The sequence below is a fragment of the Agrococcus lahaulensis DSM 17612 genome, assembly GCF_000425105.1.
In the GTDB taxonomy this organism is placed as follows: domain Bacteria; phylum Actinomycetota; class Actinomycetes; order Actinomycetales; family Microbacteriaceae; genus Agrococcus; species Agrococcus lahaulensis.
The window spans coordinates 595,176-613,172 of record NZ_AULD01000006.1 but is presented as its reverse complement, the minus strand read 5'-3'; the positions used below and the strand labels follow the sequence as shown (position 1 = coordinate 613,172).

The 17,997-nt window shown below is 72.9% G+C and carries 16 protein-coding genes; 13 read left to right on the top strand and 3 right to left on the bottom strand.

Annotated features, from left to right (window positions below; genetic code table 11):
* The first annotated feature begins 42 nt into the window (after positions 1 to 42).
* The 8 genes from H508_RS0107725 to H508_RS0107690 all read left to right on the top strand — a co-directional run bounded on the left by H508_RS0107725 (position 43) and on the right by H508_RS0107690 (position 8,108).
* Positions 43 to 1,587: an ABC transporter ATP-binding protein gene (locus tag H508_RS0107725; RefSeq protein ID WP_026373627.1), complete on the top strand. Its 1,545-nt coding sequence runs from the start codon at positions 43 to 45 to the stop codon at positions 1,585 to 1,587.
* Positions 1,584 to 2,990, top strand: a complete 1,407-nt coding sequence (locus H508_RS0107720; RefSeq protein ID WP_245569476.1) for an ABC transporter permease — start codon at positions 1,584 to 1,586, stop codon at positions 2,988 to 2,990. Before H508_RS0107725 ends, H508_RS0107720 begins: the two co-directional genes overlap by 4 nt.
* Positions 2,987 to 4,279, top strand: a complete 1,293-nt coding sequence (locus H508_RS0107715) for an ABC transporter permease (protein ID WP_026373625.1) — start codon at positions 2,987 to 2,989, stop codon at positions 4,277 to 4,279. Before H508_RS0107720 ends, H508_RS0107715 begins: the two co-directional genes overlap by 4 nt.
* A gap of 6 nt (positions 4,280 to 4,285) precedes the next feature.
* The gene (locus H508_RS15285) at positions 4,286 to 4,711 is read left to right on the top strand and encodes a cytidine deaminase (protein ID WP_035254261.1); all 426 of its coding nucleotides are present in this window, start codon (positions 4,286 to 4,288) and stop codon (positions 4,709 to 4,711) included.
* Positions 4,704 to 5,993: a thymidine phosphorylase gene (locus tag H508_RS0107705; protein WP_026373624.1), complete on the top strand. Its 1,290-nt coding sequence runs from the start codon at positions 4,704 to 4,706 to the stop codon at positions 5,991 to 5,993. Before H508_RS15285 ends, H508_RS0107705 begins: the two co-directional genes overlap by 8 nt.
* 147 nt (positions 5,994 to 6,140) lie before the next feature.
* Positions 6,141 to 6,476, top strand: a complete 336-nt coding sequence (locus H508_RS15280; RefSeq protein WP_051222975.1) for a DUF4190 domain-containing protein — start codon at positions 6,141 to 6,143, stop codon at positions 6,474 to 6,476.
* A gap of 91 nt (positions 6,477 to 6,567) precedes the next feature.
* Positions 6,568 to 7,674, top strand: coding sequence for an adenosine deaminase (locus H508_RS0107695; RefSeq protein ID WP_026373623.1), 1,107 nt, complete (start codon positions 6,568 to 6,570; stop codon positions 7,672 to 7,674).
* Positions 7,671 to 8,108 (top strand): PTS sugar transporter subunit IIA, encoded by a 438-nt coding sequence (locus H508_RS0107690; RefSeq protein WP_026373622.1) that lies wholly within the window; start codon positions 7,671 to 7,673, stop codon positions 8,106 to 8,108. Before H508_RS0107695 ends, H508_RS0107690 begins: the two co-directional genes overlap by 4 nt.
* Positions 8,109 to 8,173: 65 nt before the next feature.
* On the opposite strand, the gene H508_RS0107685 is transcribed toward H508_RS0107690, so the two are convergent.
* Both H508_RS0107685 and H508_RS0107680 read right to left on the bottom strand, forming a co-directional pair.
* Entirely contained in the window at positions 8,174 to 9,841 is a 1,668-nt protein-coding gene (locus H508_RS0107685; RefSeq protein WP_026373621.1) for a phospho-sugar mutase, read from the bottom strand.
* Complete coding sequence (locus tag H508_RS0107680) at positions 9,838 to 10,668, bottom strand: purine-nucleoside phosphorylase (RefSeq protein ID WP_026373620.1); 831 nt, start codon at positions 10,666 to 10,668, stop codon at positions 9,838 to 9,840. The genes H508_RS0107685 and H508_RS0107680 overlap by 4 nt, the downstream gene beginning before the upstream one ends.
* A gap of 69 nt (positions 10,669 to 10,737) precedes the next feature.
* Between H508_RS0107680 and H508_RS0107675 the strand changes: the two genes are divergently transcribed.
* Together H508_RS0107675 and H508_RS0107670 are read left to right on the top strand one after the other, a co-directional pair.
* Entirely contained in the window at positions 10,738 to 11,277 is a 540-nt protein-coding gene (locus H508_RS0107675; RefSeq protein ID WP_026373619.1) for a YaeQ family protein, read from the top strand.
* A 101-nt stretch (positions 11,278 to 11,378) separates the two neighbouring features.
* On the top strand, positions 11,379 to 12,833 hold the full coding sequence (locus tag H508_RS0107670) for an NAD(P)H-quinone dehydrogenase (protein ID WP_026373618.1): 1,455 nt from the start codon (positions 11,379 to 11,381) through the stop codon (positions 12,831 to 12,833).
* Positions 12,834 to 12,859: 26 nt separating this feature from the next.
* Here the strand turns inward: H508_RS0107670 and H508_RS0107665 are convergent, their stop codons facing one another.
* A complete protein-coding gene (locus H508_RS0107665; protein ID WP_026373617.1) occupies positions 12,860 to 14,626 on the bottom strand; it encodes an acetyl/propionyl/methylcrotonyl-CoA carboxylase subunit alpha in 1,767 nt (588 codons plus the stop codon).
* Between the two features lie 160 nt (positions 14,627 to 14,786).
* Here H508_RS0107665 and H508_RS15275 point away from each other — a divergent pair, with 160 nt between their 5' ends.
* Genes H508_RS15275 through H508_RS0107650 form a run of 3 tightly spaced genes read left to right on the top strand, consistent with a single transcriptional unit; the run spans position 14,787 to position 17,996 of the window.
* On the top strand, positions 14,787 to 15,596 hold the full coding sequence (locus H508_RS15275) for a hypothetical protein (RefSeq protein WP_051222973.1): 810 nt from the start codon (positions 14,787 to 14,789) through the stop codon (positions 15,594 to 15,596).
* Between the two features lie 45 nt (positions 15,597 to 15,641).
* Positions 15,642 to 16,268 (top strand): TetR/AcrR family transcriptional regulator, encoded by a 627-nt coding sequence (locus H508_RS16765; RefSeq protein ID WP_169514164.1) that lies wholly within the window; start codon positions 15,642 to 15,644, stop codon positions 16,266 to 16,268.
* A gap of 3 nt (positions 16,269 to 16,271) precedes the next feature.
* The gene (locus tag H508_RS0107650) at positions 16,272 to 17,996 is read left to right on the top strand and encodes an ABC transporter ATP-binding protein (RefSeq protein WP_026373616.1); all 1,725 of its coding nucleotides are present in this window, start codon (positions 16,272 to 16,274) and stop codon (positions 17,994 to 17,996) included.
* Position 17,997 lies beyond the last annotated feature (1 nt).

The following is a 17,997-nucleotide window of genomic DNA, read 5'->3' as shown; positions in this document are numbered from 1 at the left end:
CAGTACATTCGACTCGTCGTCAGCGTCGTCGGAGGAAGGCACATGACCCTCGAGCACCCGACCCTCGCCCTGCGGGGGATCACCAAGCGCTTCGGCGCGCTCACCGCCAACGATCACATCGACCTCGAGGTGCGCGCCGGCGAGATCCACTGCCTGCTCGGCGAGAACGGCGCGGGCAAGTCGACCCTCATGAACGTGCTCTACGGCCTCTACCAGGCCGACGAGGGCGAGATCGTGCTCGACGGAGAGGTGCAGCGCTTCGCCGGCCCGGGCGACGCGATGCGCGCGGGCATCGGCATGGTGCACCAGCACTTCATGCTCATCCCCGTCTTCACCGTCGCCGAGAACGTGCTGCTCGGCCACGAGCGCGCGCTCGGCGGCCTCGGCGGCGCGCGCGAGAAGGTGCGCGAGATCTCGCAGCGCTTCGGCTTCCACATCGACCCCGACGCGCGCATCGAGGACCTCCCGGTCGGCGTGCAGCAGCGCGTCGAGATCATCAAGGCCCTCTCGCAGGACGCCAAGGTGCTCGTCTTCGACGAGCCGACCGCCGTGCTCACTCCGCAGGAGACCGACGAGCTCATGGCGATCATGCAGCAGCTCCGCGACGAGGGCACCGCGATCGTCTTCATCACCCACAAGCTGCGCGAGGTGCGCGCGATCGCCGACCGCATCACGGTCATCCGGCTCGGCAAGGTCGTCGGCGAGGCGAGCCCCGACTCCTCGAGCACCGAGCTCGCCTCGATGATGGTCGGCCGCCCGGTCGAGCTGACCGTGCAGAAGCAGCCGCCGGTGCTCACCGACAACCGACTGCAGGTCTCGAACCTCACGGTGCTCGATGCGATCGGCCAGAAGGTCGTCAACGACGTCTCGTTCACGGTGCAGGGCGGCGAGGTGCTCTGCATCGCCGGCGTGCAGGGCAACGGGCAGACGGAGCTCACCGAGGCGATCCTCGGCCTGCAGCACCGCGCGACCGGATCGATCGACCTCAACGGCAACGAGCTGCTCGGCGACTCCGTGCGCGAGGTGCTCGACGCCGGCGTCGGCTTCGTCCCCGAGGACCGCAAGGTCGACGGCCTCGTCGGCGAGTACTCGATCGCCGAGAACCTCATGCTCGACCGCTACCGCGGCGAGCCGTTCGTGCGCGGCGGCACGATCGACCGCGCCGCGCGCGACGACTTCGCGCGCGAGAAGCTCTCGGCCTTCGACATCCGCGCGCAGAGCATCGAGACGCCCGTCGGCACCCTCTCCGGCGGCAACCAGCAGAAGGTCGTGCTCGCGCGCGAGCTCGGCCGCCCGCTCGCGCTCTTCGTCGCCTCCCAGCCCACCCGCGGCCTCGACGTCGGCTCGATCGAGTTCGTGCACAGCCAGATCATCGCGACGCGCGACGCCGGCATCCCGGTCATCGTCGTCTCGACCGAGCTCGACGAGGTCGTCGGGCTCGCCGATCGCATCGCGGTCATGTACCGCGGCGGGATCGTCGGCATCGTCCCCGCCGACACGAGCCGCGACACGCTCGGGCTCATGATGGCGGGCGAGCGCCCCGCCGGACTCCGAACCGCCGACCCCGTGAAGGGAGCCGCAGCGTGAACGACCAGCCGCGCGACGCCGACGATCCGATCGAGCCGGCAGCGCCCCAGCACGCGAGCGGGCCGCCCGACTCGGGCCAGGCGCCGACCATCGTGCACGCGCCCGAGGTCACCGAGGTGCAGGTCGCGGCGCCCGCCGCACCCACCGACGACCGGCAGGTCGAGGTTGAGGACCCGTGGGGCAGCGCCTTCCGCCGCATCATGGGCGGCAACCTCGTCATGGCCGTGCTCGCGATCATCACCTCGCTCATCGTCGGCGGCATCCTCATCGCCGCGACCGACGAGCGCGTGCAGGAGACGAGCGGCTACTTCTTCGCCCGCCCGGGCGACATGCTCGCCGCCGTCTGGGACGCCGTCGGCGGCGCCTACTGGGCGCTGTTCCAGGGCTCGGTGCTCAACGTGTCGCGCGCCGACGCGGGCTTCGCCCAGCTCATCAAGCCCCTCACCGACACGCTGAACTTCGCCACACCGCTCATCGCCGCGGGGCTCGGGGTCGCGATCGCGTTCCGCGTGGGCCTGTTCAACATCGGCGGCCGCGGCCAGATGCTGTGGGCCGCCGCGGCGGCCGGCTGGGTCGGCTTCTCCTTCACGCTCCCGCCCGTGCTGCACGTGCTCGTCGCGATCGCGGTCGGCATCGTCGCGGGCGCGATCTGGGGCGGCATCGCCGGTGCGTTCAAGGCGTACACCGGCGCGCACGAGGTGATCGTGACGATCATGCTCAACTTCGTCGCGCTCTGGTTCATCACCTGGATGCTGCGCACGCCAGGGCTGCTGCAGAACCCCGGGAGCAACAACCCGATCTCGCCCGCGATGCCGCCGAGCGCGGTGCTGCCGTCGATCTTCGGCCCGCCGTTCATCCTGCACTGGGGCTTCGTGCTCTCGGTGCTCGCCGTGGTGTTCTGCTCGTGGCTCATCAACCGCTCGAACCTCGGCTTCCAGTTCCGCGCCGTCGGCTACAACGCGAACGCCGCGCTCAACGCGGGCATGGACGTCAAGCGCATCACCGTGCTCGCGATGGTCTTCGCGGGCGGCTTCATGGGCCTCGCGGGCGCGCAGCAGGTGACGGGCGCCGTCACGACCGGCTTCACGTCCGGCATCGACGCGGGCATCGGCTTCGACGCGATCACCGTCGCCCTGCTCGGCGGGTCGACGCCCTGGGGCACGTTCTTCGCGGGACTGCTCTTCGGCGCCTTCAAGGCCGGCGGCTTCCGCATGCAGGCCGCCGAGGGCGTGCCGATCGACATCATCCTCGTCGTGCAGTCGATGATCGTGCTCTTCATCGCCGCACCCCCGCTCGTGCGCGCGATGTTCGGCCTGCCGCAGCCGGGCAGGAAGTCGCGTCGGCAGGTGCGCGACGAGGCGAAGATCGCCGCCGCCGCGCAGCAGAAGGGAGCGCAGTCGTGACCGCGCAGCAGACCACGTCCGCTCACGGCACGACGGTCGAGACGGTCGAGCTCGAGCGCGCCGTCGTCAAGCACTGGAAGGCGCCGATCTCCTACGCGGTGCTCACGCTCGTCGCGCTCGTGCTGCTCGTCGTGCTCGGCCGCGACGGCAGCGCGACGCTCCGGCTCGCATCGGGCGGGGACTTCTTCGCGATCCCGGATGCGGTGCTCCCGGCACGCGCGACCGGCGTCGTCGTCGTCGTGCTGCTCGCGGCGCTCACCGCGCTCTCGTTCTGGGCGGTCGCGACCGTGCGGCGGCTCGGCGCGTGGCTGCCGATCGTGTTCGGCGTGCTGTTCGTCGTCGGCTTCCTCACCTGGGCCGGCGCCGGCTCCATGATCCCGATCGCGGGTCTGCTGTTCGCGACCGTCGGCCTCTCGGTGCCGCTCATCTTCGGCGCCATGGGCGGCGTGCTCTCCGAGCGCGCCGGCGTCGTCAACATCGCGATCGAGGCGCAGCTGCTCGGCGGCGCCTTCACCGGCGCGGTCGTCGCCTCGGCGACCGGCTCGACGATCGTCGGCGTCGTCGCGGCGATGCTCGCGAGCGTGCTCGTCTCGATGGTGCTCGCGGTGTTCGCGATCCGCTACTTCGTCGAGCAGGTCATCGTCGGCGTCGTGCTCAACGTGCTCGTCGCGGGCCTGACGAACTTCCTCTACTCCTCGCTGCTCACCGACAACCCGGCGCTCAACTCGCCCGCGCGGCTCCCGAAGCTCCCGATCCCCGTGCTCGAGAGCATCCCGCTCCTCGGCCCGGCCCTGTTCAAGCAGTCGATCATCGTCTACGCGATGTACATCATCGTGCCGCTCATCGCGTGGGGCCTGTTCAAGACCACGTGGGGGCTGCGGCTGCGCGCGATCGGCGAGCACCCGCTCGCCGCCGACACCGTCGGCATCAAGGTCAACCGCCTGCGATTCTGGAACGTCGCGCTCGCCGGCGCGGTCGCCGGCCTCGGCGGCGCGTACTTCACGCTCGACTCGAACGGCTCCTTCACGCGCGAGATGACCGCAGGCCTCGGCTACATCGCCCTCGCGGCCGTCATCTTCGGCCAGTGGCACCCCGTCAAGGCGACCGCGGCGGCGCTGCTGTTCGGCTTCGCCTCGGCGCTGCAGCAGACGCTCGGCGCGATCGGCTCGCCGGTGCCGAGCGAGTTCATGCTCATGCTCCCGTACGTCATCACGCTGCTCGCGGTCGCCGGCTTCATCGGCCAGTCGAGAGCGCCTGCGGCGAGCGGCAAGCCATACGTGAAGCAGTAGGCGGCCATGGCTGAGATCGACTGGCAGGCGCTGCACGACGCGGCGGTCGCGGCGACGGCGAGGGCCTACGTGCCCTACTCGAGGTTCCCGGTGGGCGCCGCGGCGCTCGTCGACGACGGCCGCATCGTCGCGGGCGCGAACATCGAGAACGCCGCCTACGGCGTCACGCTGTGCGCGGAGTGCTCGCTCGTGAGCGCGATGGTCATGGGCGGCGGCGGGCGGATCGTCGCGTTCGCATGCGTCAACGGCGCGGGCGAGCGGCTCATGCCGTGCGGCCGCTGCCGGCAGCTGCTCTTCGAGCACGCCGCGCCCGGCATGCTGCTCGACACCGTGAGCGGCATCCGGACGATGGCCGAGGTGCTGCCGGATGCGTTCGGCCCGGCACAGCTCGACGAGTACGCAGAGCACGAGGAGAGGGAGCACCGTGGCTGAGGCCTTCGACGCCGTCGACATCATCCGCACGAAGCGCGACGGGGGAGCGCTCTCGACCGCGCAGATCGACTGGCTCATCGACGCCTATACGCGCGGCTACGTCGAGGACGCGCAGATGGCCGCGCTCACGATGGCGATCCTGCTCAACGGCATGGAGCGGCGCGAGATCCACGACCTCACGACCGCGATGATCGCCTCCGGCGAGCGCATGGACTTCTCGTCGCTCGACAAGCCGACGGTCGACAAGCACTCCACGGGCGGCGTCGGCGACAAGATCACCCTCCCGCTCATGCCGCTCGTCGCGGCCTTCGGCGTCGCGGTGCCGCAGCTCTCGGGCCGCGGCCTCGGCCACACGGGTGGCACGCTCGACAAGCTCGAGTCGATCCCCGGCTGGCGAGCAGACCTCTCGAACGACGAGATGCTCGAACAGCTCCGCACCGTCGGCGGCGTGATCTGCGCGGCCGGCTCCGGGCTCGCGCCCGCCGACAAGCGGCTCTACGCGCTCCGCGACATCACCGGCACCGTCGAGGCCATCCCGCTCATCGCATCCTCGATCATGTCGAAGAAGATCGCCGAGGGCACCGGCGCGCTCGTGCTCGACGTGAAGTTCGGCTCGGGCGCGTTCATGCAGGAGTTCGAGCGCGCGAAGGAGCTCGCCGAGACGATGGTCGCGCTCGGCCGCGACGCGGGCGTCGAGACCCGCGCGCTGCTCACGACGATGGACGTGCCGCTCGGCCTCGCGATCGGCAACGCGAACGAGGTGCGCGAGTCGGTCGAGGTGCTCGCGGGCGGCGGGCCCGCCGACGTCGTCGAGCTCACGGTCGCGCTCGCGCGCGAGATGCTGGATGCGGTGGGCCAGCCCGACGCGGACGTCGAGGCCGCGCTCGCCGACGGCCGGGCGATGGACGTCTGGCGCCGCTTCGTGCTCGCGCAGGACGGCGACCCCGACGCCCCGCTCCCGGTCGCGAACGAGACGCACACGGTCGTCGCCGAGCGCGACGGCGTGCTCGCGCGGCAGGAGGCGCTGCCGTTCGGCATCGCCGCGTGGCGGCTCGGCGCGGGGCGGGCCCGCGCGAGCGACCCCGTCGTGCACGCCGCCGGCATCGACCTGCACGTCAAGCCGGGCGACGCGGTGCGCAAGGGCGATCCGCTCTGGACGATCTCGGCCGACGACGAGACCCGCATCCCGCGGGCGCTCGAGGCACTCGAGGGCGCGTGGGAGCTCGCCGCCCCGGGCACGGTCGTCGACGTGCCGCCGATCGTGCGGGAGCGCATCGCCTGACGGCAGCGGTCGCCGCACCTTGCGCGGCTCCCCGAGGGCGGCGAGACTGGCGCCGAGGCGGCACCCAGCCGCCGTCCAGGCCGCGCGCCGGGCGCCCTGCTTGGCTCGACGCATCCGCACCTGTCACCACGCCGTGAGGAGCCAGTCGTGACCGATCCCCAGCTGAACCGCCCGAGCAGCGCCTACGTCGGCGACACCACGCAGCCCGCGGGCGCCGCCTACGGCACGTCGCAGCCGAAGACGCTCAGCGTCGTCGCGCTCGTGCTCGGCCTCGCGTCGATCTTCATCGGCGGCTCGATCCTCGTGCCGATCGCGGGCATCATCGTCGGCGTCCTCGCGCGCAAGCGGGAGCCGGCGGGACGCGCGATGGCGCTGTGGGGCATCTGGCTGAGCGTCGCGATGCTCGTCCTGTGGGCGCTGCTGTGGATCGTCGCGGGCGGCCTCATCCTCGCCGCGATCGGGCTCGCCGCGTCGGGCGCCTGACGCTGCCGCGAGCGCGGATCGCGGCGGCATGCCGCGGCGCGGCCCCGGCCGATACGATCGAGGCTCAATGCACCCCGATGACGGAGGCGGAATGAGCCGGTACGAGGTCGACGGCGTCGACATCCAGACGCTGCCCAAGGTCAGCCTGCACGACCACCTCGACGGGGGACTCCGGCCGCCGACGGTGCTCGAGCTCGCCGACGAGATCGGCCTCGAGCTCCCCGCGTCCGATGCGGATGCGCTCGCCGCGTGGTTCGCCGCGCAGTCGAACTCGGGATCGCTGCCCGAGTACCTCAAGACCTTCGACATCACGACCGCCGTCATGCAGACCGAGCACGGGCTGCACCGGGTCGCGAAGGAGTTCGTGCTCGACCTCGCGGAGGACGGCGTCGTCTACGGCGAGATCCGCTGGGCGCCCGAGCAGCACCTGCAGCGCGGGCTCTCGCTCGACCAGGCGGTCGAGGCGGTGCAGGCCGGCATCGACGAGGCGATCGAGCTCGTCGAGTCGCACGGCCGCGGGATCCGCGTCGGCCAGCTCATCAGCGCGATGCGGCACCTCGACCGCGCCGACGAGATCGCCGAGCTCGCGCTCCGGCATCGCGACAAGGGGGCGGTCGGCTTCGACATCGCCGGGCCCGAGGCGGGCTTCCCGCCGTCGCGGCTCGCCTCGGCCTTCGACCGGCTCGCGAGGGCGCACTTCCCGGCGACGGTGCACGCGGGCGAGGGCGACGGCCTCGCGAGCATCGCCGACGCGCTCTTCGCCGGGCGCGCGCTGCGGCTCGGGCACGGCACGCGCATCGCGGAGGACATCGAGGTCGAGCAGGAGCGGGACGACGCGATCGTCGTGCGGCTCGGCGAGCTCGCCGAGTGGGTGAAGGACCGGCAGATCCCGCTCGAGCTGAGCCCGAGCTCCAACCTGCAGACCGGCACGATCGCGCAGTGGGGCGACTCGCTCGAGGACCACCCGATCGACCTGCTCCTGCAGCTCGGCTTCGCCGTCACCGTCAACCCCGACAACCGCCTGCAGTCGGGCACGACGCTCACGCGCGAGCTCGGGCTCATGGTCGAGACGTTCGAGTGGGACCTCGACGACCTCGAGGAGGTGACGCAGAACGCCGTCGCCGGCGCCTTCTGCTCGCTCGAGGAGCGGGAGGAGCTCGCGGACGAGATCGCCGACGGCTTCGACGACCTCCGATGACGCTGCCGCTCGACGAGGCGACGTTCTCGCCCGGGGTGCACGCCGCCGACTGGCGCGCCGCCGTGCGCGCCGCGGGGGTCGACCTCGTGACCGCGCGATCCGTGGGTCGCGCCTACGTCGACGAGCTCGTGCAGCAGATCGAGCAGGCCGGACCGTACTGCGTCGTCGCGCCCGGGGTCGCCGTGCCGCACGCGCGGCCGAGCGCGGTCGTGCGCCGCGATGCGCTGGCGATCGTCGTGCTCGACGAGCCGGTCGCGTTCGGCCATCCGCACCACGACCCCGTGCGAGTCGTCATCGGGATCGCCGCGACGAGCCCCAAGCGCCACTTGCGGATGCTCGCCGAGCTCGCGAACGCGCTCGACGGCGACGGGGTGGCGGACGCCGTCGCGGCTGCGTCGACCCGCGACGAGGCGATCGCGGCGCTGCGCCGGTAGGGAACCCGGCCCGGGACGGGCCGGGGCGCTGGCGTCGCGCCGGAGACCCGAGAGGGTCTCCGGCTTCAGCTCCAGCGCGCCAGCAGCGGCCGCACCGCATCGGCGATCGCCGCGACCCGCTCGCGCGCCGCGCGCACGCGCGCCGCGGGCGGGCCGTCGGTCGACGTCGCGTCGATGTAGACCTTGAGCTTCGGCTCGGTGCCGCTCGGCCGCACCATGACGCGCGAGCCGTCGTCGAGCGTGAAGCGCAGGATGTCGCCGATCGAGCCGTGCTCGGGCAGCGCGAGGTCGTCGGCCGCGACCACGGCCGCGCCGGCGAGCTCGGTCGGCGGCGCCTGGCGCAGCGCGGCCATGAGCGCGGGGATGCGCGCGAGGTCGGTGACCCGCACGCTCACCTGACCCGACTCGAACGCGCCGAACTCGGCCGCGAGCGCGAGCAGCTCCTCGGCGAGCGACGAGCCCCGCTCGTGCAGCTCGCTCGCGAGCGTGAGGATGCGCACGAGCGCCGAGATGCCGTCCTTGTCGCGCACGGTGCCCGGGTTCACGAGGTAGCCGAGCGCCTCCTCGTAGCCGTAGACGAGCCCGGGCACGCGCGAGACCCACTTGAAGCCCGTAAGGGTCTGCACGAACTCGAGCCCGTGCGCCTCGGCGATGACGCCGAGGCCGGGGGAGGAGACGATCGAGGCGGCGAGCACGCCGTGCCCGCGCGCCGCGCGCGCGGCGTCCCAGCCGAGCAGCAGGCCGACCTCGTTGCCCGTGAGCATCCGCCAGCCGGCCGGCGCCGACGCATCCGGCGCCGCGACCGCGAGCCGGTCGGCGTCGGGGTCGTTCGCGAGGATGAGCTCGGCGCCCTCCGCCGTGGCGAGCGCCATCGCGAGGTCGAGCGCGCCCGGCTCCTCCGGGTTCGGGAAGTCGACGGTCGGGAACGCGCCGTCGGGCTCGGCCTGCTCGGGCACGACCGTCACCGGCGGGAAGCCCGCGGCGTCGAGCACCGCGCGCACCGTCTCGAGGCCGACGCCGTGCAGCGGCGTGTAGACGACGCGGGGGCCGCCGGCGCCCGGCATGCCCTGGTCGGGCTGGCCGATCGCAGCGGTCGCCGCGACGTACGACTCCCAGACGCCCTCGCCCGCGACCTCCGGCTCGCCGCGCGGGTACTCGGTCACGGGCACGGCGGCCGCCTCGACGATGCGGGCGGCGATCTCGGCGTCGGCGGGCGGCACGATCTGGCTGCCCTCGTCGGCGCCGCCGAGGTACACCTTGTAGCCGTTGTCGGCGGGCGGGTTGTGGCTCGCGGTCACCATGACGCCCGCGCTCGCGCCGAGGTGGCGCACGGCGAAGGCGGTGACGGGCGTCGGCAGCAGCCGCGGCAGCAGGATCGCCCGCACGCCAGCGCCAGCGAAGACCTCGGCGGCGTCCCGCGCGAAGCGCTCCGAGCCGCGCCGCCCGTCCCAGCCGATCACGACCGAGGGGTAGGGCTCCCGATCGACGAGGTAGCGCGCGAGCCCCGCGGAGGCCTGCTGCACGACGACCGTGTTCATGCGGTTCGGGCCCGGGGCGATGCGGCCCCGCAGCCCCGCCGTGCCGAACTGCAAGCGGCCGCGGAACGCATCCGTCACCTCGGCCATCGCGGCCTCGTCGCCCGCCTCGGCGGCAGCGATCGTCGCCTCGAGCTCCGCGCGGGTCTCGGGGTCGGGGTCGGCCGCGGCCCAGGCGCGGGCGGCGTCGAGGCTCATGCTCGGGCGCCGATCGCGGCGACGACGTCGGCGAGCAGGCGCGAGATGCGGCCCTCGGCCTCGCGGCCGGCCTCGATGACCTCCTCATGCGAGAGGGGCGTGGTCTGGATGCCCGCGGCGAGGTTCGTGATGAGGCTCAGGCCGAGCACCTCCATGCCCGCCTCGCGCGCGGCGATCGCCTCGAGCGCCGTCGACATGCCGCAGATGTGGCCGCCGATCGCCTTCGCCATCTGCACCTCGGCGGGCGTCTCGTAGTGGGGCCCGCGGAACTGCACGTAGACGCCCTCGTCGAGGCTGCCGTCGACCTCGCGCGCGATGTCGCGCAGCCGCGGCGAGTAGAGGTCGGTGAGGTCGACGAACGTCGCGCCCTCGAGCGGCGAGTCGGCGGTGAGGTTGATGTGGTCGCTGATGAGCACGGGCTGGCCCGGGCTCCAGTGCGGCTTGATGCCGCCGGCGCCGTTCGTGAGCACCATGACGGATGCGCCGGCCTGCGCGGCGGTGCGGACGGAGTGGACGACGCGGCGCACCCCGTGCCCCTCGTAGTAGTGGGTGCGCGCGCCGATGACGAGCGCGCGGCGCCCGTCGTCGGTGAGCACCGAGCGGATGGTGCCGACGTGGCCCTCGAGCGCGGGCTTCGAGAAGCCCGTCACCTCGGTCGCGGGGATCGTGTGCGTCGTCTCGCCGAGCAGGTCGGCCGCGCGCGCCCAGCCGGAGCCGAGCGTGAGGGCGATGTCGTGCGACTCGACGCCGGTGATGCGGCGGATGTCGTCGGCGGCCTGGCGCGCGACCTCGCGCGGATCTGCGGGGGCATCGAGCGGGTGCGTCATGGCGCCCACTCTAGGGGCGAGGGCGGGCTCGGCAGCCCCGGCGCGCTCGCACGCCTAGGCTGGAGCACCATGGCCATCGGCGCGACCGTGCACACCTTCGAGGTGCAGCTCTCCGACGTCGACCGCGGCGTCTACGAGGAGCTCTCGCTCAAGGTCGCCCAGCACCCCTCCGAGACCGCCGCGTTCATGGTGACGCGCGTGCTCGCGCTGTGCCTCGAGCACGAGGAGGGCATCGCGTTCGGCGACGGGCTCTCGGGCGGCGACGAGCCCGCGGTGCTCGTCCGCGACCGCACCGGTTCGCTCGTCGCGTGGATCGAGGTGGGCGCGCCCGAGGCCGAGCGCGTGCACCGCGGCAGCATGGCTGCCGATCGCTGCGCCGTCTACACGCACCGCGACCCCGAGAGGGTCGCCGCGCGCTGGGCGGGCAAGCGCATCCACCGACCCGAGGACGTGCGGCTCGTCTCGTTCGACCCCGGATTCGTCGACGCGGTCGCCGACGCCGTCGCGCGCCGCACGTCGATGACGGTCTCGGTGACCGAGGGCGTGCTCTACGCCGAGGTGAACGGCGCCGCGCTCTCGACGGCGATCCACGAGCGTCGGGCGGGCTGAGCGCTCGGGGAAGACCGGGCCCGGGACGGGCCCGGCGCTGGGGTCGCGGCCGAGGGCCGAAAGGCCCTCGGCTTTCAGCTCCACCGCGCGGATGCGCGATGATGGAGCACGTGAGTGCATTCGAGCGCAGGCAGCGCGTGGTGATCATCGGCGGCGGACCTGGCGGCTACGAGGCGGCGCTCGCGGGAGCCCAGCTCGGCGCGGAGGTGACGCTCATCGAGCGCGCCGGCGTCGGCGGCAGCGCGGTGCTCACCGACGTCGTCCCCTCGAAGACGCTCATCGCATCCGCCGAGTCGGCCGCCGCGATCGAGCAGGCCGACGAGCTCGGCGTGCAGTTCTTCGCGCGCGGCGACCGCGACCGGCCGCTCCGCCCCGAGGTCGCGGTCAACTTCACGAAGCTCAACAAGCGCATCCGCCGGCTCGCGCACAGCCAGTCCGACGACATGCGCCAGACGCTCGAGGCGCTCGGCGTGCAGGTCGTCGAGGGCGAGGGCCGCTTCACGAGCCCGACGACCGTCGCCGTCTCGACCGGCGGCGCGAACGCGAAGGACTTCGACTCGTTCGAGCTCGACACCGCGGTCGTCTCGGTCGGCGCGCGCCCGCGCGTGCTGCCGAGCGCGCAGCCCGACGGCGAGCGCATCCTCACCTGGACGCAGCTCTACGACCTCAACGAGATGCCCTCGCACCTCATCGTCGTCGGCTCGGGCGTCACGGGCGCCGAGTTCGCCTCCGCCTACCGGCTGCTCGGCTCGGAGGTGACGCTCGTCTCGAGCCGCGAGCGCGTGCTGCCCGGTGAGGACACCGACGCCGCTGACGTGATCGAGGAGGTCTTCCGTCGCGGCGGGATGCACGTGCTCAACAAGCAGCGGGCGACGAGCGTCGTGCGCGACGGCGACGAGGTCGTCGTGACGCTCTCCGACGGCCGCGAGATCCGCGGCAGCCATTGCCTCATGGCGGTCGGCGCGGTGCCGAACACCGAGGGGATCGGCCTCGATGCCGCGGGTGTGCAGACGACCGACTCCGGCCACATCCGCGTCAACCGCGTCGCGCGCACCTCGGTGCCGCACATCTACGCCGCGGGCGACTGCACCGCGTTCTTCCCGCTCGCGTCGGTCGCCTCCGTGCAGGGGCGCACGGCGATCTTCCACGCGCTCGGCGACGAGGTGCGGCCGATCACGCTCCGCAACGTCGCGTCGAACATCTTCACCTACCCCGAGATCGCGACCGTCGGCTGGCAGCAGGCGTCGATCGACGCGGGCGAGCGCGAGGCGCGCATCGTGAAGCTGCCGCTCAGCCACAACCCGCGCGCGAAGATGCAGGGCGTGCAGGACGGCTTCGTGAAGCTCATCGCGGGCACCGACCTCGGCACGATCGTGGGCGGCGTCGTCGTCGCCCCCCGCGCATCCGAGCTCATCCTGCCGCTCTCGCTCGCGATCGAGCAGCGCCTCACGGTCGACCAGTTCGCCCGTGCGTGGGCCGTCTACCCCTCGCTCTCGGGCTCGGTCACCGACGTCGCCCGCTCGATGCACGTGGCGCAGGAGCAGCTCGAGCTCTGAGCGACCCGCGCGGGCCGCCGCGCGGGTCAGGCCTCGTCAGGCGTGATCGAGACGAGGCGGTGGCCCGAAGGCACCGTCGCGCCCACCGGCGCGTCGATCGCCGTGACGACGCCGTCGACGGGGGAGGAGAGCGGCTGCTCCATCTTCATCGCCTCGAGCACGACGAGCAGGTCGCCCGCGACGACCCGGTCGCCCTCGGCGACCGCCGCCTTCACGACCGTCGCCTGCATGGGCGAGACGATCGTGCCCGAGCCGACGCCGCCCGCGAGCGCCGTGCGCATCCGGCGCGGTGCGGGGCCCTTCGCGTCCTTCGTGTCGGAGAAGAGGCGCTTGGGCATCGACACCGCGATGCGCTTGCCGTCGGCCTCGACGACGACGGTGCGGCGCGGCTCGGGGCCGCCGAGCTCCGAGGGCTCGCCACCCCACGCGGGGATGTCGTTCTCGAACTCCGTCTCGATCCACGAGGTGTAGATCGAGAAGGGCGCGTCGCCCTCGGGCGCGAACGCCGGGTGGTCGACGATGCGGCGATGGAAGGGCAGCACCGTCGGCAGCCCCTCGACCTCGAACTCCGCGAGCGCCCGCCGAGCGCGGGCGAGCGCCTCGGCGCGGTCGCGGCCGGTGACGATGAGCTTCGCGAGCATCGAGTCGAAGCTGCCGCCGATGACGTCGCCGGCGACGACGCCGGAGTCGACGCGGATGCCGGGGCCGCTCGGGGCGCGGAACACGCGCACGGGGCCGGGCTGGGGGATGAAGCCGCTACCGGCGTCCTCGCCGTTGATGCGGAACTCGATCGAGTGGCCGCGCACCTCGGGGTCGTCGTAGCCGAGCGCCTCGCCCTCGGCGATGCGGAACTGCTCGCGCACGAGGTCGATGCCGGTGACCTCCTCCGAGACCGGGTGCTCGACCTGCAGGCGCGTGTTGACCTCGAGGAACGAGATCGTGCCGTCGGCGCCGATGAGGAACTCGCACGTGCCGGCGCCGACGTAGCCGGCGGCGCGCAGGATCGCCTTCGACGCGCGGCGCAGCTCGGCGTCCTGCTCGGCGGTGATGAAGGGCGCGGGCGCCTCCTCGACGAGCTTCTGGTGGCGGCGCTGCAGCGAGCAGTCGCGCGTCGAGACGACGACCACGTTGCCGTGCGCGTCGGCGAGGCACTGCGTCTCGACGTGGCGCGGCCTGTCGAGGTACTTCTCGACGAAGCACTCGCCGCGGCCGAACGCCGCGACCGCCTCGCGAGTCGCGGAGTCGAACTGCTCCTCGACCTCCTCGCGCGTGCGGGCGACCTTGAGGCCGCGGCCGCCACCGCCGAAGGCGGCCTTGATCGCGACTGGCAGCCCGTGCTCGTCGACGAACTCGAGCACCTCGGCCGCGCCCGCGACGGGGTTGATCGTGCCGGGCGCGAGCGGTGCGCCGACCGACTCGGCGATGTGGCGGGCCGAGACCTTGTCGCCGAGCTGCTCGATCGCGTCGGGGCTCGGGCCGATCCAGATGAGGCCCGCGTCGATGACGGCGCGCGCGAAGTCGGCGTTCTCGGCCAGGAAGCCGTAGCCCGGGTGCACGGCGTCGGCGCCCGAGCGGCGCGCGACCGAGAGCAGCTTGTCGATCACGAGGTAGCTCTCGGCGCTCGTCGAGCCGTGCAGCGCGAAGGCCTCGTCGGCGAGCTGCGCGTGCTGCGCGTCGCGGTCGGGCTCGGCGTAGACGGCGACCGAGCCGATGCCGGCGTCGCGCGCCGCCCGGATGATGCGGACGGCGATCTCGCCGCGATTGGCGATGAGGACCTTGGTGATGCGGCGCATGGTTCTAGAGCCTAAGCGGGAGGACATGGCGGATGCGTGCGCACGCCACACAGGAATGCCTGGTTCGGTTGCGGATTCCCACAGTCGCCGCCGCGCGGTCGGCGTGCGGAGGGGCCGCAGCGCCCTGTGCCCGGCGGCCGGGCGCGCTTAGCATGGACGCGTGGACCCCGTGGTGCTGGCGCTCGTGGCCGAGTGGTGGTGGATCGCCCCCGCCGGTGCGGGAGCGGGCGCCCTCGGCGTCATCGGCGCGCGGCGCGGCCGCCCGGCCGGCCGCCGCCTCGAGCTCGACGCCGCGATGCACGACGTGCGGCAGGCGACGGATGCCGTGACGCGCTCGCGCGCGTACCTCAAGGTCGCGCGCGCCGAGCTGCTGCGCACGCAGGCGGAGCAGTCCGCCGGTCGCGTCGGGCTCGGCGCGGTGCTCGAGTCGAAGCGCCGCGTGCAGGCGGCCGAGCGCGCGGTGAAGGTCGCGGTCGCCGACCTCAAGGCCCGGCGCGCGTCGGTGCACGCGGCGCGCGCGACCCTGCCCGCGAGCCGGGCGCCGCTCGAGGCGATGCCGCTCGCGCGGCTCCGCGACGAGCACGACCGCCTCACGGCGCGCTGGATCGCGTACGAGACCGATCCGGCCAAGGCCATCGACTACCCCGCGATGAGCGACGCGTCGAGCCCCGCGCTGCAGGAGTTCCTGCGCGAGCAGCGGCTCGCGCTCGAGCTGCGGCCAGCGAGCCTCGACACCCGCATGGCTCCCGCCGACTTCGCGGCCTACCGCGACGCCGTGCGACGGGCGACCCACGCGTTCGACGCCGCCGAGCACGCGGCACGCCGCGGCGCCGGCGACCGGCCCCCGAGCGTCGCCGGCAGCACCGACTGGAGCGCGCTCGCGCAAGAGCTGCTCGAGACCGCGCAGGGCGCGATCGCCCGCTCCGCCGAAGCGTGGCAGCGCGACCGGAGGCGGCGCCCGGGCATCTGAGATCCGCGCTTGTGAGTGAGCGCTCACTCATCTACGCTGATCGTCGTGTCGCCCCCACCTCGCTTGAGCGCTGACGACCGGCGCGCGCAGATCATCGACGCCGTCACGCCCGCCGTGCTCGAGCTCGGCGCGACGATCACGTCGCGGCAGCTCGCCGACGCGGCGGGCGTCGCAGAGGGCACGCTCTTCAAGGCGTTCGGCGACAAGGAGTCGCTGCTCGCCGCGCTCGTCGAGCACCACATGACCGACGCCGAGCCCGATCTCGACCCGCGCGCCGACTCGGTCGCCGACGTCGTGGCGAGCCTCGTGCCCGTGGTCGTCGAGCGGATGCGCTTCATGTTCAGACTCGTGATCGCGCTCGGTCCCATCGCCCAGCGCGTCGCGGCCGAGCGCCGCGACGACTTCGAACGCTCGAAGCGCTGGATCGCCGCGCGCTTCGAGCCCTTCGCCCACGAGCTGCGCGTCACGCCGCTCGTCGCGGCCGACGTGCTGCGCACCCTCGCGTGGGCTGCGGCCGCGAGCTGGGGGGAGGACGAGCCCGTGTCATCGGTCGACGACATCATGCAGGTGCTCCTGCACGGCATCGTCGGCGCCCCGGGTGCCGAGTCCGGTGCCGAGCCCGCGCAGGGTCGCCGACCCGACGCATCCGCCCTCGAGCCCGTGGAGGCCTGACCCATGCTGTGGAAGCTCATCGTGCGCTCCGTGCGGCCCTCGATGCTGTCGCTCCTGCTCGTCGTGCTGTTCCAGTTCGTGCAGTCGGTGCTCACCCTCATGCTGCCGACGATCAACGCCGACATCATCGACGAGGGCGTGCTGCGCGGCGACACCGGCACGGTGTGGCGGCTCGGAGTGCTCATGCTCGCGCTGAGCCTCGGGCAGGTCGCCGCGAACGTGCTCGCGATCCTCTTCGGCGCGCGCCTCGCGATGCGCGCCGGCCGCGACCTGCGCGCCGACCTCTTCGGCAAGGTCGGCGACTTCAGCGAGCAGGACGTGCAGCGCTTCGGAGCCGCGAGCCTCATCACCCGCAACACGAACGACGTGCAGCAGGTGCAGATGCTCATCCTCATGTCGTGCACGATGCTGCTGTCGGCGCCGATGATGGCGGTCGGCGGCGTCGTCATGGCGATCCGGGCGGATGCGACCCTCTCGTGGCTCATCGCGGTCTCCGTGCCGCTCATGCTCGTCGTGCTCGGCTTCCTCGTCTCGCGCCTCGTGCCGATCTTCCGGCAGCTGCAGGAGCGCATCGACCGCATCAACAAGGTGCTGCGCGAGCAGCTCACGGGCATCCGCGTCATCCGCGCGTTCGTGCAGGAGCGGCGCGAGAAGGCGCGCTTCGCGGTCGCGAACGACGACGTCACCGACGCGATGATCCGCACCGGCAACCTCTTCGTGCTGATGTTCCCCGTCATCATGCTCATCGTCGAGGTCTCGAGCGTCGCGGTCATCTGGTTCGGCGCGGGACTCGTCGATCAGGGCGAGCTCGAGATCGGCACGATGATGGCCTTCCTGCAGTACCTCATGCAGATCCTCATGGGCGTGCTCATGGCCACCTTCATGACGATCATGATCCCGAGGGCCGCGGTCTCCGCCCGACGCATCGGCGAGGTGCTCGAGACCGAGCCGACGATCGAGCGCGTCGTCGCCGGCCGCGCGCAGGTCTCGCCCGGCACGATCGAGCTGCGCGACGTCGTCTTCCGCTACCCGGGCGCCGAGCACCCCGTGCTCGACGGCGTGAGCCTGCGCGCGGAGCGCGGCGAGACGCTCGCGATCATCGGCTCGACCGGTGCGGGCAAGACGACCCTCGTGAACCTCATCCCGCGGCTCTTCGACGCGACGGGCGGCGCGGTGCTCGTCGGCGGCGTCGACGTGCGCGAGCTCGACGCCGAGGCGCTCTGGCGCGGCATCGCGCTCGTGCCGCAGCGCCCCTACCTCTTCGCCGGCACGGTGGCCTCGAACCTCCGCTACGGCAACGAGGACGCGACCGACGAGCAGCTGTGGCGGGCGCTCGAGATCGCGCAGGCCGCGGGCTTCGTGCAGCAGATGCCGAAGCAGCTCGAGTCGCGCATCGCGCAGGGCGGCACGAACGTCTCCGGCGGCCAGCGCCAGCGGCTCTCGATCGCCCGCGCCCTCGTCGCCGAGCCCGACGTGCTCGTCTTCGACGACTCGTTCTCGGCGCTCGACCTCACGACGGATGCGCGCCTGCGGGCGGCGCTGCGGGACGCGGTGGGCGAGACCACCCAGATCGTCGTCGCGCAGCGGGTCTCGACGATCGTCGACGCCGACCGGATCATCGTCCTCGACCGCGGCCGCGTGGTCGGCTCGGGCACGCACGAGGAGCTGCTCGCGGGCAACGACACGTACCGCGAGATCGTCGAGTCGCAGATGGCAGTGGAGGCCTGAG